This is a genomic window from Enterococcus sp. 9E7_DIV0242 (assembly GCF_002140975.2).
GTDB classification, from domain to species: Bacteria; Bacillota; Bacilli; order Lactobacillales; family Enterococcaceae; genus Enterococcus_L; species Enterococcus_L clewellii.
Genome location: NZ_CP147247.1, coordinates 3,114,031 through 3,129,222, shown reverse-complemented (window position 1 = coordinate 3,129,222; position 15,192 = coordinate 3,114,031). Strand labels below are relative to the sequence as shown.

At 38.3% G+C, this 15,192-nt stretch carries 10 protein-coding genes; 4 read left to right on the top strand and 6 right to left on the bottom strand.

Annotated features, from left to right (window positions below; translation table 11 throughout):
• Positions 1-7: 7 nt before the first annotated feature.
• Positions 8-1,846, bottom strand: a complete 1,839-nt coding sequence (locus tag A5888_RS14895; RefSeq protein WP_086348810.1) for a beta-glucoside-specific PTS transporter subunit IIABC — start codon at positions 1,844-1,846, stop codon at positions 8-10.
• Positions 1,847-1,974: 128 nt separating this feature from the next.
• The gene (locus tag A5888_RS14890; protein ID WP_086348809.1) at positions 1,975-2,808 is read right to left on the bottom strand and encodes a PRD domain-containing protein; all 834 of its coding nucleotides are present in this window, start codon (positions 2,806-2,808) and stop codon (positions 1,975-1,977) included.
• A 424-nt stretch (positions 2,809-3,232) separates the two neighbouring features.
• Here A5888_RS14890 and A5888_RS14885 point away from each other — a divergent pair, with 424 nt between their 5' ends.
• Entirely contained in the window at positions 3,233-3,631 is a 399-nt protein-coding gene (locus tag A5888_RS14885; protein WP_086348808.1) for a hypothetical protein, read from the top strand.
• Between the two features lie 258 nt (positions 3,632-3,889).
• Here the strand turns inward: A5888_RS14885 and A5888_RS14880 are convergent, their stop codons facing one another.
• Genes A5888_RS14880 through A5888_RS14870 form a run of 3 tightly spaced genes read right to left on the bottom strand, consistent with a single transcriptional unit; the run spans position 3,890 to position 7,277 of the window.
• On the bottom strand, positions 3,890-4,762 hold the full coding sequence (locus A5888_RS14880; RefSeq protein ID WP_086348807.1) for an ROK family protein: 873 nt from the start codon (positions 4,760-4,762) through the stop codon (positions 3,890-3,892).
• Positions 4,763-4,783: 21 nt separating this feature from the next.
• Positions 4,784-5,767 (bottom strand): LacI family DNA-binding transcriptional regulator, encoded by a 984-nt coding sequence (locus A5888_RS14875; protein WP_086348806.1) that lies wholly within the window; start codon positions 5,765-5,767, stop codon positions 4,784-4,786.
• A gap of 13 nt (positions 5,768-5,780) precedes the next feature.
• Positions 5,781-7,277 carry a sucrose-6-phosphate hydrolase gene (locus A5888_RS14870; protein WP_086348805.1) on the bottom strand — a complete coding sequence of 499 codons (1,497 nt, stop codon included), beginning with the start codon at positions 7,275-7,277 and terminating at the stop codon, positions 5,781-5,783.
• A 254-nt stretch (positions 7,278-7,531) separates the two neighbouring features.
• Between A5888_RS14870 and A5888_RS14865 the strand changes: the two genes are divergently transcribed.
• Both A5888_RS14865 and A5888_RS14860 read left to right on the top strand, forming a co-directional pair.
• On the top strand, positions 7,532-9,493 hold the full coding sequence (locus tag A5888_RS14865; RefSeq protein WP_086348804.1) for a sucrose-specific PTS transporter subunit IIBC: 1,962 nt from the start codon (positions 7,532-7,534) through the stop codon (positions 9,491-9,493).
• Complete coding sequence (locus A5888_RS14860) at positions 9,483-11,096, top strand: glycoside hydrolase family 13 protein (protein WP_086348803.1); 1,614 nt, start codon at positions 9,483-9,485, stop codon at positions 11,094-11,096. Before A5888_RS14865 ends, A5888_RS14860 begins: the two co-directional genes overlap by 11 nt.
• 262 nt (positions 11,097-11,358) lie before the next feature.
• On the opposite strand, the gene A5888_RS14855 is transcribed toward A5888_RS14860, so the two are convergent.
• On the bottom strand, positions 11,359-13,533 hold the full coding sequence (locus A5888_RS14855) for an alpha-galactosidase (RefSeq protein ID WP_086348802.1): 2,175 nt from the start codon (positions 13,531-13,533) through the stop codon (positions 11,359-11,361).
• An 88-nt stretch (positions 13,534-13,621) separates the two neighbouring features.
• Here A5888_RS14855 and A5888_RS14850 point away from each other — a divergent pair, with 88 nt between their 5' ends.
• A complete protein-coding gene (locus A5888_RS14850; RefSeq protein WP_086348801.1) occupies positions 13,622-14,413 on the top strand; it encodes a helix-turn-helix transcriptional regulator in 792 nt (263 codons plus the stop codon).
• Positions 14,414-15,192: the final 779 nt, after the last annotated feature.

The window sequence follows — 15,192 nt, the reverse complement described above, 5'->3', positions numbered from 1 at the left end:
ACTTCACCTACTCAATTTCAAATAAATAGTCACCAACTAAAACCGTTTCTTTTTTTGTAACAAGCGTTTGATTATCTTTAGCCGCATTTGTTACAACAATTGGTGTAATCATTGAAATTCCTTTCTTTAAAATAGTTTCTTTGTCAAAGGTTAATATTATTTCTCCAGATTTGATTTGTTGTCCTTTTTTTACATGTAAAGTGAAGCCTTCACCTTCCAAAGACACTGTTTCTAATCCGATATGAACAAGCAGCTCGACTCCTTCATTAGACGTAATACCAATCGCATGATTTGTTGGTGTCACCATCGTTACGACCCCATTAAAAGGAGCAATAACCTGATTGCTTTCAGGAATAATAGCCACCCCTTTACCAACTACTTCTTTCGCAAATATATCGTCTTCTACTTCTGATAAGGGAATTACTGTGCCTTTTAAAGGCGAAGTTATAACAACACCGCTCGACACAGACTCAGCAGTTGATATTTCTTCCTCAACCTCTTCTTCCTCATCCCATTTTAATAACATTGTTCCTACAAAGCTAACGACAAAGCTAGCAACCATACCAATGATTGCCCACATAAAATTACTTGTTCCTTGTTCAATATAGGAAGGAATAGCTGTGATTCCAGGAATCCCAAAAGCAAAAGCCTTTACAGTAAACAACCCAAATATTCCCCCACCGACGGCCCCGCCGACAAGCGCTGCATAAAACGGTTTTTTATAGCGTAAGGTGACACCATAAATGGCTGGCTCTGTAATTCCAAAAACAGCAGAAATAGCAGCAGAATAAGCGACTGATTTTGTTTTAGCATTTTTTGCTTTGATTGCAACAGCTAGGGTGGCACCACATTGTCCTAAATTAGACACTAAGCTCATCGGCAATAGAACCGTATCATAGCCTACACTTCCCAAATTTGATAATGTAGAAGGTGTAAAGGTATGCTGCATACCTGTGATAACAATAACGGATAACAACCCTCCCATCAATACGCCTGCTAATGGTCCTACCGTTTCAAATAGCATTGCAAAGAATCTTTCTAATAAAACACCCACCATATTGCCAAGTGGAGCTATTGCAATTAATGATATAGGCGCCATAATAAGGAGCACTAGTAACGGTGTAAAGATAATTTTTACAACAGCAGGGATAAAACGATCCACTAATTTGTAGACATAGCTCATCAGCCAAACACTTAAAATGATTGGTATTACTGAAGAACTATAATTTAATACCTGAACAGGAATTCCTAAAAAGGAAAGCGATGTTACTTCTCCTACTAGCTCTATAAATGCTGGATATAGTAGGACACCAGCTAACGCCAGGGATAAATATTCATTAACCTTAAACTTCTTAGCTGCTGAATTCGCTACTAAAAATGGCAGAAAATAAAAGGCCGCATCAGAAATCATATTTAAGATAAAATATTCATTTCCAGTTACATCAATCCAGCTAAATGCTGTTAACGCCGCCATGATCCCCTTAATTAAACCCGCTCCAATAATTGCTGGTAAAATCGGTGTAAAAATACCTGCGATAGCATCCATTAAGCTTTCTAAAGGCTTTTGTTTCATTTTATTTGTCGGGTTTCCTTTTACCGCTCCACCTATTTCTTCCATCAAAGCATCGTAAACTTTAATCACTTGATTGCCAATAACAATTTGGAATTGCTCTCCTGCAAATTGAGCATCAATCGCCCCATCAATTTTCTTAATAGCAGAAACATTCACCTTAGTCTTATCTTTTACTTGAAAACGCAACCGTGTAATACAATGCCATGCTTCTACAATATTTTCTTTCCCGCCAAGGTTCTTTAGAACATCTAAAGCTACCTTTTTCTGATCCATACATTTCACTCCTTCTTTCAAAATTTATCAAAAAAACCACCTAAACATTTGGAGGAACACGGCCGTTGTTCCTCCAAATATTCGGGTGGTGCCTGATCGAATCAGTGACACTCCTCGTTAAAAGAGAGCTATTTACTTTCTTGAATTAATCGTTCTATATGTAACACTAAATAGATGATTTCTGTTTCACTAACATGCCAGCTATATATATCAGATAAATATTCTGCTATTTTTTTAGCACAGGCAAAGCTTTTTTTATGTTTCGTAACGATAGTTTGGTATAATTCCTGATTTAGTATTTCATCAGAATCTATTTTTTCTTTTTGCCGAATGACAAAATATCGTAAATGAGTAACAAATCGAGAATAATTAATCCCTAACTCATTAATAGAAATATGATAGTGATAATTGACAATATTGATGATTTTACTAATAGTTTCTGTTAAGCGCATCGTATAATCCATATCACTATTCTCGTATTGTGCATTGATAATGTGCATGGTAATAAAGGAAGCTTCAGAGTCAAACAAAGAGATGCCATATTGTTCTCTAATCCATTCTACAGCTAATTTTCCTACTTCATGCTCTTTAGGATATAAATGTGGAATTTCCCATTGTAAAGGATTTTTTATTTCTATCCCTTGCTTTGTTCGTTCAATCGCATACCGAATATGATCCGATATACTAATAATTGCAATGTCATTTATTTTTTTATCTAGTTTATCATTCGCTATTGTCAAAATATCTTCTGTAATATCAATTGTTTGTGAGGAGATAGTATTTAGTATCTTGGATAATCGATTTTCTTTTTCAATGGTGAATTTCTTTTGAATTGCTTGGCTGGGAATTTCTTCCCCTTTCTTTTTTTTAAAACCAATACCTGTTCCAAACAGCACGACTTCATTTCCCTTAGCGTCCTCTGCTAAGATAATATTGTTATTTAAAGATTTCACAACTCTCATATTCTCACCCACTTTCTTTCAAAAAAAATAACCAAAAACAACGTACTCTTCTTAGTACTTGATTTCGGTTATGCCTGATCGAATCAGTGACACTCTATCCACTTTTTTTCAATTCAATTATAGTTTAAAATGATTCCCTTGTCAATTTCATTTTTCAATTTTCCTTATTTTGCGATTATTTTTTCTGATTTACGTTATTTTTATCATCGCTCTTCATATCTGTACATCCGTAAACTACATATTCCTCCTAGCTTCATTTGTGATTTGTCCTTTTCAATACTTTTTTTACCGCTTAAACTATCAGTAAAGCTGATATACGATTTTCCTTCTTCAAACTTAAAAGCAGATTGGAAAAAGAAGGTGCCTATTTACCTCAATGGAGGTACAACTACACTCTCTTATACATTAGGCAATCAATTAAATATTGGCATTTCCAACCAATCAAACACTGCAAAACAAAGTAGTAAAAATGGAATATTTTACTTTAAATATTCCAACTGAAGAACAAATGAAACAAATCATAATTGGCGGCTTTAACAGCGGTACCGATAAATTTAACTATTCTGAGTCATTCACTTTTGAAATATCTGAAATAATCGAGGCTCCTGTCATTTCAGAATGTTGTCTCACCTTAGAGTTTCAAGTAAATCAAGTGGTTAAAACAAAAGGGATCAGTCATATTTTTGCCACTATAAAAAGACGGTTGGTGGAAGAACAGCTAATCCATGATCAGCACTTAATTAGCCAGCAGCTGAATCCTGTGTTTTACATGGGAGATAGTTACAAACGCCAATATAAGTTTCTAACAAATCCAGTTGAATAACCAGAAAATTATCATATTCCCTAAAAAAGGAAATGTATCTCATGATGATAGATACATTTCTCCTCTTCATTTTCTATTCTTAAGATAGCATTCTAACCAGCCTTACTGATATTTTCTTAAAGATATCAGTAGGGTTGATCAGCTGTTTTTTACTCTGAACTCTCATCACTAAAAAAAGACCAAACACCGATTAAATTGTCTGGTCTTCGAAAAATAATCTGTATTATTTTGTCCTCGCTTATTGTTCCTATCCTTTAATCAAGCTTGCACATATAAATCCTTGGCTAAAGCTAGACAACCAATCACACCAGCATTGTCCTCTAATTGAGGGGTAACGATGTATGTCGCTAAATCCGGATATTTCACATACTCATTGATTAGCTTGGCAAATTGTTCTTGGACTTTTTTTCTTAATTGTTCTTGCTTCATCACACCGCCGCCAAAAATAATGATTTGTGGAGAAAAAAGCAAGGTCGTATTGTACGCACATTGTGCAATGTAGTAAGCTACGATATCCCAGGATGCATCATCTGGAGGTAAATCCTGCCCTTTGATCCCCGTTCTATTCTCGATGGCAGGTCCTGCAGCTAACCCTTCCAAGCAGTCATTGTGGTATGGACAATTACCGGCAAATGTATCTTCAGGATGGCGTCGAACTATAGCATGGCCCATTTCGGGATGACTAAATCCTTCAACGAATTGCCCATCTAACAAAGCTCCACCACCAACGCCTGTTCCGATAGTGTAATACACTACACTTGATAACCCTTTACCACATCCCGCAATATATTCCCCATAACAAGCCGCATTTACGTCTGTTGTCCAAGCAACAGAAATGTTGGCTAATTGTTCTTTTAAATATCCGACAAAATCAAAATTCTTCCACGCAAGCTTGGGGGTAGAGGTAATATAACCATACGTTTCAGACTCTCGTTTAACATCGATCGGACCAAATGATCCGACTCCGATTGTCGTGAGTGCATCAAATTTTTTGAAAAAATCAACGACCGAACGCATCGTTTTTTCAGGTGTTTCTGTAGGAAAGGAGACACGCTCAAGTATTTCCAAGTTTTCATTGCCCACTGCACAAACAAATTTTGTGCCCCCAGCCTCAATCGCACCGTATATCATATTTTCCACTCCTTATAAAGCTTATGTTGTTTGACCTTGAATTAGTTTTACCGGTAATAAATAATTTTTTTCAAGTTTTTTTTCTGGATTCTGAATTCTTTGTAGTAACAAGTCCACCAAAATTTCTGCATAGTCAGCCATTGGTTGAGCAATCGTTGAAAGCTGTGGGAAATAATTCTGAACGAATTTTGTCCCATCATACCCAATGATCTTGATTTGTTCAGGTACGTTTATCTTCAACTGCTGGCACTGATTATATGCCAGTATAGCCGTTAGATCATCCGTACAGAATAAGCTGTCAATGTCTTCCGTTTCTAAAATATGTTTGATTTCTAAATTTTTCAAGGTTGTTGATCTCGCTGTTGTTTGAATCTGAAAAATTTTAGGCTCTAAGTCGTGCTTCTCTAAAAAGCTTAAATACCCATTCAAGCGAAAATTTGTAGGGGAATTTGATTCTTGTGATCCTGTAAGAATCGCAATTTTTCGTGCTCCTTTGACAAATAATGTTTCAGTAGCTAAATAGCCGCCTTGAAAATTATCACTGCCAATGATTGGAATATTATCCGCTAAATAACGGTCAAAAGAAACAATCGGCAGTTCGATATCTTCATACTCTGCAATCCCTAGATTGTGAGCACCAGCTATGATCCCATCTACTTTATTGGCCGCAAGCATATTAATATAATGCCGCTCTTTTTCTTTATTATTCGCACTATCACATAATATGACACGGTAGCCTAAATCAAATAATTTCCCTTCGATTCCTTCCACAAGCTCTCCAAAAAAAGGATTCGCAACCGTTGGAAAAATCAGTCCGATCAATTGAGTATTTTTTCCTTGCAACGAACGAGCTAAAGAATTGGGTTGATAATTCAGCTCTTTCATCGCTAGATTTACTTTATCAATGGTTTTTTGGCTTAAAGAGCCATAATTATTAATAACACGAGAAACGGTAGTGGGAGAAACCCCCGCTTTCTTTGCAACATCAGTTAGTTTGACAACCATGCCACTTCATCCTTTATTGGTTAGTTTTCCGCAATTGCCATAATTTTCCTTGATAGCCTCCATCACAAGCTAGATGGATTCCTGTCTGATCTGCTTCCGGAAAAATTCGCATTGTTACAACCTTTTCACCCTCATTGATGAAGATTTCAACAATCGAAGAATCTACAAATATCTGTAAATCCAATGGTTTTTGTTCGACTGTAAACGATCGGACAAAGCCATATTCTTCTGCAAAAACAGCACCAGCCTGACTACGGTCTATCGTTATTTTACCATGTTGGGAATCAAAATTAATCGTTAATCCTTGATTTTGTTCTTTATCCGTACATAAAGTTAACGTTCCCTTGGAAAGCGGGTCAAACGACAGCAGCAATTCATACTGATTTGTCTTTGTTTCAACAAACGAGCTGGAATCTTGAGAACTGGAATCTTGGTTGATATCAACCGCTTCGCCTATGCGTAATTGCTCCATTTCTGCGATAGGACGTTGATACAATTGCTTTTCTTTTATAACCAGTTCTTTGACGCTACTTAGACAATGGGCCCACTCTTCTTGATCGGTTGGATAATCGATTTCCGGTAAGCCTACCCAGCTAATGGATAATAGACGGTTGTCGGGTGCTTGAAACGCTTGTGTCGCATATACGTCAAACCCCTCATCCAGATTTTTTAGTATGGTAGGATCAACCAAACGATTTGATTCATGGTCGTAAGAGTCTGCAATAACATACGTGTTAGGGTAGATATTTTCATAAAAACAACTGTCCTTCTCTAGACCCTGAGGGCAAAAGATAAGTAAGGCAGCATCTTCTGTTACTAATAAATTCGGGCATTCAATCATAAACCCCATTTTTTTATCGGTAAATTCTAATTCTCCCTTACACTGCCAGGTCAGTAAATCAGAACTCTGATAGGTAAGAATCTTGCCTTCTTCTGCCTCATTTTGCGCACCTATAGCCATCAAATAATTATCCTCGTATCGAAATACTTGGGGATCTCTGAATTCAGATGTGTAGCCCGCCGGTGAGGCAGTAAGCAGTGGTTTCTCGATTTTTTGAACCGCTCCAGATCCATCCATCCAGGCACCTAGCTGATAGGAATGACGAACCCAATCCGCATCACGCACATTCCCGGTATAAGCAAGAAACAAGTGGTCCGAAACAGCCAGAGCAGTTCCTGAATATACCCCATGACTATCATACAGACCATCTGGAAATATCTTCGTTCCTTCTTCTTTCCAATCTACTAGATTATCAGAGGTCAGATGATACCAGGATTTTACCCCATGGACTGCACCCATTGGATACGATTGATAAAAAACATGCCACTGATTATTAAAAAATGAAAAACCATTTGGGTCATTTAGTAAGCCTGTATTGGGTTGGATATGGTACCCTAAGCGCCAGTTAGAATCAGCTACTTTCTGTTGCAATAAGGCAAGGTGCTGTTTATCCCACTCTTGATAGGGACGATAACGTTCTTCTTTCGTCCAAATTTTTTTATTAGACATTATGTACTCTCCTCGCAAACGCATTCTTGCATCTAGTTTAACTTTAACGACCAATAATGTCAAACGTTAATCAATTAAATGTCCACACATCTATAGACACCATAATTCAAAAGGATAATTAATTGTCATACGTTTGACATTTACGAAAAATCTGATATACTTTGGATGTGAAAAAGCGATTTCATTTCCAAAGTAAGCAGACAAAGGAATCGCTTTTGTTAAAATCGCTTAAATGACATTTAGGAGGAAAGAGAATGGATTACAAAAAAGTGGCAGAGGAAATCAATCAAGCGCTTGGCAAAGACAACATTCAAGCAGCCGCGCATTGCGCGACACGACTGAGGTTGGTTCTAAAAGATTCAAGCAAGGTAGATCAAAAAGCGTTAGACAATAATGATGCTGTTAAAGGAACATTTGAAGCCAATGACCAGTTTCAAATCATTATTGGTGCCGGTGATGTAAACAACGTCTATGATGAACTGATAAAAATAACACATGTGAAGGAAGCATCGACAGCTGATTTAAAAGCAGTAGCGGCGAATGGTAAGAAGAACAATCCCATTATGGCATTTATTAAGGTATTATCTGATATTTTTGTTCCGATCGTTCCGGCTTTAGTTGCCGGTGGTTTATTGATGGCATTGAACAATGTGTTGACCGCACAACATCTATTTGGCCCTCAATCCATTGTAGAAATGTTTCCAGCTGTAACGGACATCGCTGGCATCATTAATTTATTAGCTTCTGCGCCGTTTGCTTTCTTACCTATCTTGGTCGGTTTCTCTGCAACCAAACGTTTTGGCGGTAATCCCTATCTAGGTGCAGCCATGGGGATGGCGATGGTGATGCCCGATTTAGTCAATGGATATGGCGTAGCTAATGCAATTGCAGAAGGAAGTATGAATTACTGGCATGTCTTTGGGATGAATGTTGCCCAAGCAGGTTACCAAGGCTCTGTATTACCGGTGTTGGTGGTTGCTTGGATTTTAGCAACGCTAGAAAAATTCTTTCATAAAAGAATTCCAAACGCATTTGATTTCACCTTTACCCCAATGCTAGCCATCATTATTACTGGATTTTTAACCTTTATCGTTGTGGGACCGGTTATGAGAATCGTTTCGGATGGTTTAACCGACGGACTAGTTTGGTTGTATAATACGACGGGCGCACTCGGTTTAGGGGTATTCGGACTGTTTTATTCTCCTATTGTTATTACAGGGCTACATCAAAGCTTCCCGGCAATCGAAACAACGTTGCTAGCTGATGTCGCGCGGACTGGCGGCTCCTTCATTTTCCCAGTCGCTTCCATGGCAAATGTTGGTCAAGGAGCAGCAACGCTGGCCATCATGTTACTAACGAAAAATGAAAAGCAAAAAAGCTTAGCGACCTCAGCAAGTATTTCGGCGATGCTGGGAATTACAGAGCCGGCAATATTTGGGGTCAATTTAAAACTTAAATTTCCATTTATTTGCGGCATGATCGCCTCAGCAGTTGCTTGTGTATTTATTGGGGCATTTCATGTTTTATCCGTAGCAATGGGCCCTGCAAGTGTTATTGGTTTTATCTCCATCGCACCAAAATCAATTCCTTCTTTCATGATTGGGATCGTCATCAGTATTCTAGTCGGCTTTGTTACAACATATGCTTACGGTAAACGTCATATGGCTATATTGGCAGATGATGATACTCGTGCAGATGAAGTTGCCGTTGAAATCAATGAAGATCCTGAGGCAGAAAGTAGCTCTGTTGAAGATGAAGTATTAACTGCTCCTGTCAAAGGAACACTGCTTCCTCTAAAAGAAGTCAACGATCCCGTTTTTGCACAAGAAATGATGGGAAAAGGGATTGCAATCATTCCAGAAAAAGGGATGATTTACGCACCGGCCGACGGAGAACTAACCATCGTACACGATTCAAAACACGCTTATGGATTAAAAACAACCCATGGTGCGGAAGTACTGATTCATATTGGGATCGATACGGTAAAATTGAATGGTGAAGCCTTTGAAACCAATAAAAAATATGGAGATTTAGTTAAAAAAGGAGATATTTTGGGAACCGTTGATTTAGATGCAATCAAAAAAGCCGGCTTTGATCCTACCGTGATGATGATCGTTACCAATACAAACGACTATGAATCCGTTGAAGTAATTGATACATTAGCAGCCGATAGAAACCAAGGGCTACTAGCATTGAGTGCACGTTATGAAAACTAACTGGTGGAAAAAAGCAACGATCTATCAAATTTATCCACGTAGCTTTCAGGATACGAACGCAGATGGTATTGGCGATCTTCCGGGAATTATTCAGCGTTTAGATTACCTTGCTTTTCTAGGGATAGATGCCGTGTGGCTGAGTCCTGTGTATCAATCACCTAATGAAGACAATGGCTATGACATCAGTGACTATCAAGCGATTGGTTCAGAATATGGAACAATGGAGGATATGGATCGACTGATTGAAGAAGCAAAAAAGCGAAATATCAGGATCATCATGGACTTAGTTGTCAATCACACTTCCTCTGAACATCCTTGGTTTCAATCAGCACTTCAGAGTACAGAGAGTCCCTTTCATGATTTTTATATTTGGAGAAAGGGCGTTGAAGGACAGCCGCCGAACGCCCTTCAGTCAAACTTCGGCGGCTCAGCTTGGACATTGGTTCCGGAACTTGGAGAGTATTATCTTCACTTACACGCAAAGGAGCAACCTGACTTAAATTGGGAAAATAAAAAAATGCGTCAAGAGATTTATCGTATGATGAACGACTGGATCGAAAAAGGGGTAGGCGGATTTCGTCTGGATGTGATCGATTTAATTGGAAAGGAACCCGACCAATCCATTACTAAAAATGGCCCAAAACTCCATGAACTATTACAGGAAATGAATCAGAACACCTTTGGCGAATATGATTTGGTCACGGTTGGTGAAACTTGGGGCGCAACACCCGAAATTGCTCAGCTTTATTCAGACGAGGAGCGAGAGGAATTATCGATGGTTTTCCAATTTGAGCATATCAATTTGGATAAGCAACCAGGCAAACGAAAATGGGATCTAAAAAAACTTGATCCGAAAGAACTGCACCAAGTTTTTTCTAAATGGCAAACTGAACTGACTGGTAAAGGTTGGAACTCCCTGTTTTGGAATAATCATGATTTACCACGAATCATTTCTCGTTGGGGCGATGATCAAAACTATAGGATCCTTAGTGGGAAAATGTTAGCAATTTATCTTTATTTTCTTCAAGGAACACCGTATATATACCAAGGCGAAGAGATTGGAATGATAAATTACCCCGTCACGTCCATTGAGGAAGTCGATGATATTGAGAGTCGGAGAATGTATGACGAACGCATCGGTTTAGGCTATACAGAAGATGAAATCATTGCCTCTATTAATGCCAAAGGACGCGATAATGCACGCCACCCAATGCAGTGGTATGCGTCTAAACAAGCTGGTTTTACAGAGGGTATTCCTTGGCTGCCTGTAGGAGATTCAACTGAAATCAATGTAGCCGCCGCTTTAGATGATCCAAACTCCTTATTCTATACGTACAAAAAACTGATACAGCTCCGAAAAGAGTTACCAGTCATTACAGAAGGAATATTTGAAAGTATTCCAACAGACAATGCAGAAGTTTTGGCTTACATCCGTAAAAATGAGGGCGAAAAAATAATGGTTGTTGTCAACTTTTCCAGTGAACCAAATCAATTCTTATTGGATACAACACAACCGATCAAAGAAGTATTGATTCATAATTATGAAAAAGAAATCAGTCAAACGCTGCTTCCTTACGAAGCCTATGCTGTTTTATTAAGTTAATAACAAGAGGTTGGGCCAGAAGCGTTAAGCTTCAAACAATAAGATGGAATTCACGAAAATTGCTCACACCACAAATTTTTGCTGAATTTCAGCTTATTGTCGAAGAGCCTTGAAACACAGTGGTTTACCACTGATGTTGAGCGGACATCGACGCAGCTCGCTGCTAGTAGTTGCTTCTGTCCCACCGTTTATTCGGATATAGGTGTAGATAGAGCGTAGGACTTGAGTTATGTCCCAGTCTTTTTCATATATCATATACATTTTATTCTATAACGGTCCAATGAATACAGAAACAATTGAAATCCCCTTTGATCCTAGAAACAAGAATACCGGCATGATTTAATTCGCTGCCACTGTATATTTTTCCTGTACTCGTATCCTTATAAAGAGCCGTATCCTCAAGATATTTTGTTTTTAGATACTGAATCGCTTGTGCGGGTTGAGCAAGTCCATTGGAATAGACCAGAAGGGCTTCTGTTTCGTTTTTAAACAGCCACGCAGTGGAGTAAGCTTTATCAAGTTCTTTTAAACGATAAAATTGCCCAAATTGTAACAGCCTGCGATGCTTTTTATAAAATGCAATTTGCTCTTTTATCGTCTCAAGGTCTTGTGCTGATTGCTTTTCTATAGCTAATTCATAGCCAAAATTACCACTCATTGCAATTAAAAAACGACTGGCTAAAGGTGTCTCTCGACCTACTTGATGATTCGGACTATCCGAAACATGAGCCCCCATCATAATTGGCGGATATAGATAGCTAAAACCGTATTGGATTTTTGAACGACACAACGCATCTGTGTTATCGCTTGCCCACGTTTGAGGCATATAGGCAACCATCCCGGGATCAAATCGACCGCCGCCACTCGAGCAATTTTCAAAAAGAACGTGTGGAAATTGCTTTGTTACTTCAGATAAAATACGGTAAAGTCCTAAAACATAGCGATGGCTGACTTCTTTTTGCTGATCATTCGGTAAAAGAAAACTGCCCACTTCCGTTAAATGTCGATTCATATCCCACTTTATATAGTCGATTTTATTCGAAGAAAGATACGTTGTCAGCAGTTGAATAAGGTGCTCTTGAACGTCCGGCAAACTCAAATTTAAGACAAGTTGCTGTCTGCCCTGTGTTTGAGGGTAATCAGGAACCTGCAGACTCCACTCTGGATGTCTTTCAAACAAACGACTGTTCACAGAAATCATTTCCGGCTCAAACCATAACCCAAATTTCATCTTTTGCTGATGAATCACATCCGCAAGATGCTCGATCCCATTGGGAAGTTTTGCTTTGTTGACGAACCAATCGCCTAAAGAGGTTGTATCATCCTCACGTTGGCCAAACCAGCCATCATCCAAAACAAATAATTCAATCCCCAACGTATTCGCTAATTGAGCTTGGCGAAGCAAGTCCTCTTCAGTAAAATCAAAATAGTTGCCTTCCCAAGAATTAAGTAAGATGGGGCGCTCCACCTGCTGCCATTGCTTAGGAATCAAGTGGGTTTGATAGAGCTTATGGAACGTCTGAGAAAGCTGATTAAACCCTTGTGCACTAAAGTTCAACACAACCTCTGGCGTCTGAAAAGTTGAGCCCGGTGATAATTTCCATTCAAAGGTTTCTGGATTGATCCCGATTTGAATCCGAGTACTTCCATATTGCTCTACTTCCGCTTGAGCCACAAAATTCCCACTATAAATAAAATGAAAACCGTAAACGTGTCCTTGATCTTCATTCGTATACCGATCAGCAAGCCCTAAGAATGGATGATGCTGTGGACTGCTCGTTCCCCTAGTCGATGCAATTTTTTGTATACCAGGATGGAGTGGTTGCCGATGGATTGTTGCCTCATTTGTATGTGCCCCATTAAGTGTCAGTAAGTCAAAATCACAACGTGGAAAATCCAGAAGCATCGAACCAGCATTTTCTATATAGGTTGCCTTTGCCCCGTTATTCTTATACGCCACACTCCGTGTAATCACAGGCATATCCTCGTATATCGTATAATACAACACCATTTCAAGCGACTGGACATGGTCTACAAGATAAATCGCTAAGGTTTGCTGCTGCTCTCCCCTTAGTGATGGCAGCCCCTCTAAAGAAGGTTTGCCTTCTAAAATTTCAAAGTGGTCATACACGAAATCAGTAATACGATACCCGTCTCTATTTCGAAACTGATAATTGCTCACTCGATAATCCAAGCTACCTTGTGTACTAGTTTCAAGTGGCAGTGTATTTAACGAAAAAGTACGTTCCTCACTGATTGGATTCGTAGCAAAGCCGCGATCGATCATTTGCTGCTGATTGACCTGATGATACCCCATCAAATGAGGACCAAAATATCTATGGGTAAGATATTTTTCTTTTTCGATACCAATGATGTAACTAATTTCATTATTGCTCAGGTGGAAAAAGTTTTGCGCTACATCAAAATAGATGGACATATTTATCATTCCCCTTCCTTTATTATGTCTATGGTATCGAGTATAATCAGAAGGAACAAGAAGAAATTATTTCAAGGAGGGTAATAAATTGCAGAATTTCGTCCGTCAATTCCATTACATTAATGAACAACACTTCCCTCTGATCCAAGGGATTGGTGTAGGGCAAGGAAGTACTCACTATGATTGGGATGCGTGTCAGCGAAAAGAGCAGCTGATTGTTCTACAAGTCACATTAAGCGGTCAGGGCTATATACAAATCGGAGAAAAAACTGTTCCCTTAACACAAAATAAGGCCTTTTTTGCGAAAATCCCCGGGAATTATCGTTACTACGGTGAGGATTGGCATTTTCTGTTTATAGAATTTTCAGCAAGTATGATGCAATGGTTGGATACCTCCGTTGCAATTGTCGAATTATCGGAGACGTTCATTGAACGGTTGCGAGTATTTATTCTTGATTTAAAAATACAAGAAATAACTGTTACACAAAATGCTAAAGCAGCCTTTGCTCTATTTTTAGATATCAAAGAAGAGGTGCAAAAAGAGAGCCAACAGAAAACAGCAACCATCGAAGCGGTAAAAAAATACATAGACGAACACTATTTCGAAGATCTCAGCTTAGAGTTTTTAGCTGAAAAATATGAACTATCAAAATACAAATTAATCCGGCAATTCGAAGCAGCTTATAACGTTCCCCCAATACACTATTTAAAAAAAGTACGCATCCTCCATTCATTGTCACTATTATGGGAGGATGAAGCAGTAGAAACTGTCGCAAGAAAAGTCGGCTTTTCTACAGGAAACTATTTTAGTAAAGTATTTAAAAAAGAGCGAGGTATCTCCCCTAGTGAGTATAAAAATAGGAAGACACACTACTATTAATGATGCGTTCATTCTTAAGGATATCAACCTCACACTTTTTGCAAAAAGGAATCGTACCCGATAAGACACAGGTACGCTTCCTTTTATATTTTTCTTTATATCCCTATTTATGAGACGGTTCTGCGTATCGTAAGTGGATGATATTTTATAGCAAAGAGCGCTACGAATATGAATAATCATTGGATATAAATTATTCTATTGAAGTTTGTTTAGCCTTGCCACCCCCTTTGTAAGGCAAAAGCTCTTTAAGATCATTTAATTAAAATACAAAGGCTTTATGTTCAGGAATAAAATTTCCTTTCATTTGATAACGCATGCCATTTTCCCAACTATCTTTCATATCAATTCTCAATGCATTTCGAATAGCTGAAGATTAAATTTTCATGCTACCTTTTTGTTGTGATTCAGTTTTTGAGAATGCAAAACTACCTGATTGGGCTTCAGCATAGTTACTTACTCTGCAATATGCTGTTATTTTCAGCCTCTTCTTTTCAGATAGCTCATTTCTCGCTGGGATTACTTTAACTTCCCTTAAATTTTCAAAAGCATCAATAATCTGTTTTTGTTTCTCAGTGCTAATCTTCTCCTTCCCTATCTTATTTTCTTTCCCTCAATTTCACTCCTTTTCCTAACAAAAACCTTATAATAACATTATGTTAAAAATTAATTACTCTAATTTTTATGTTATTTTTCTAACTTTTTCCTGTTTAATAGCATAAAAATGCCGACCAGATTTCTCTAGTCGACATATGATTGACCACCATCTTTTATTTCTTTTA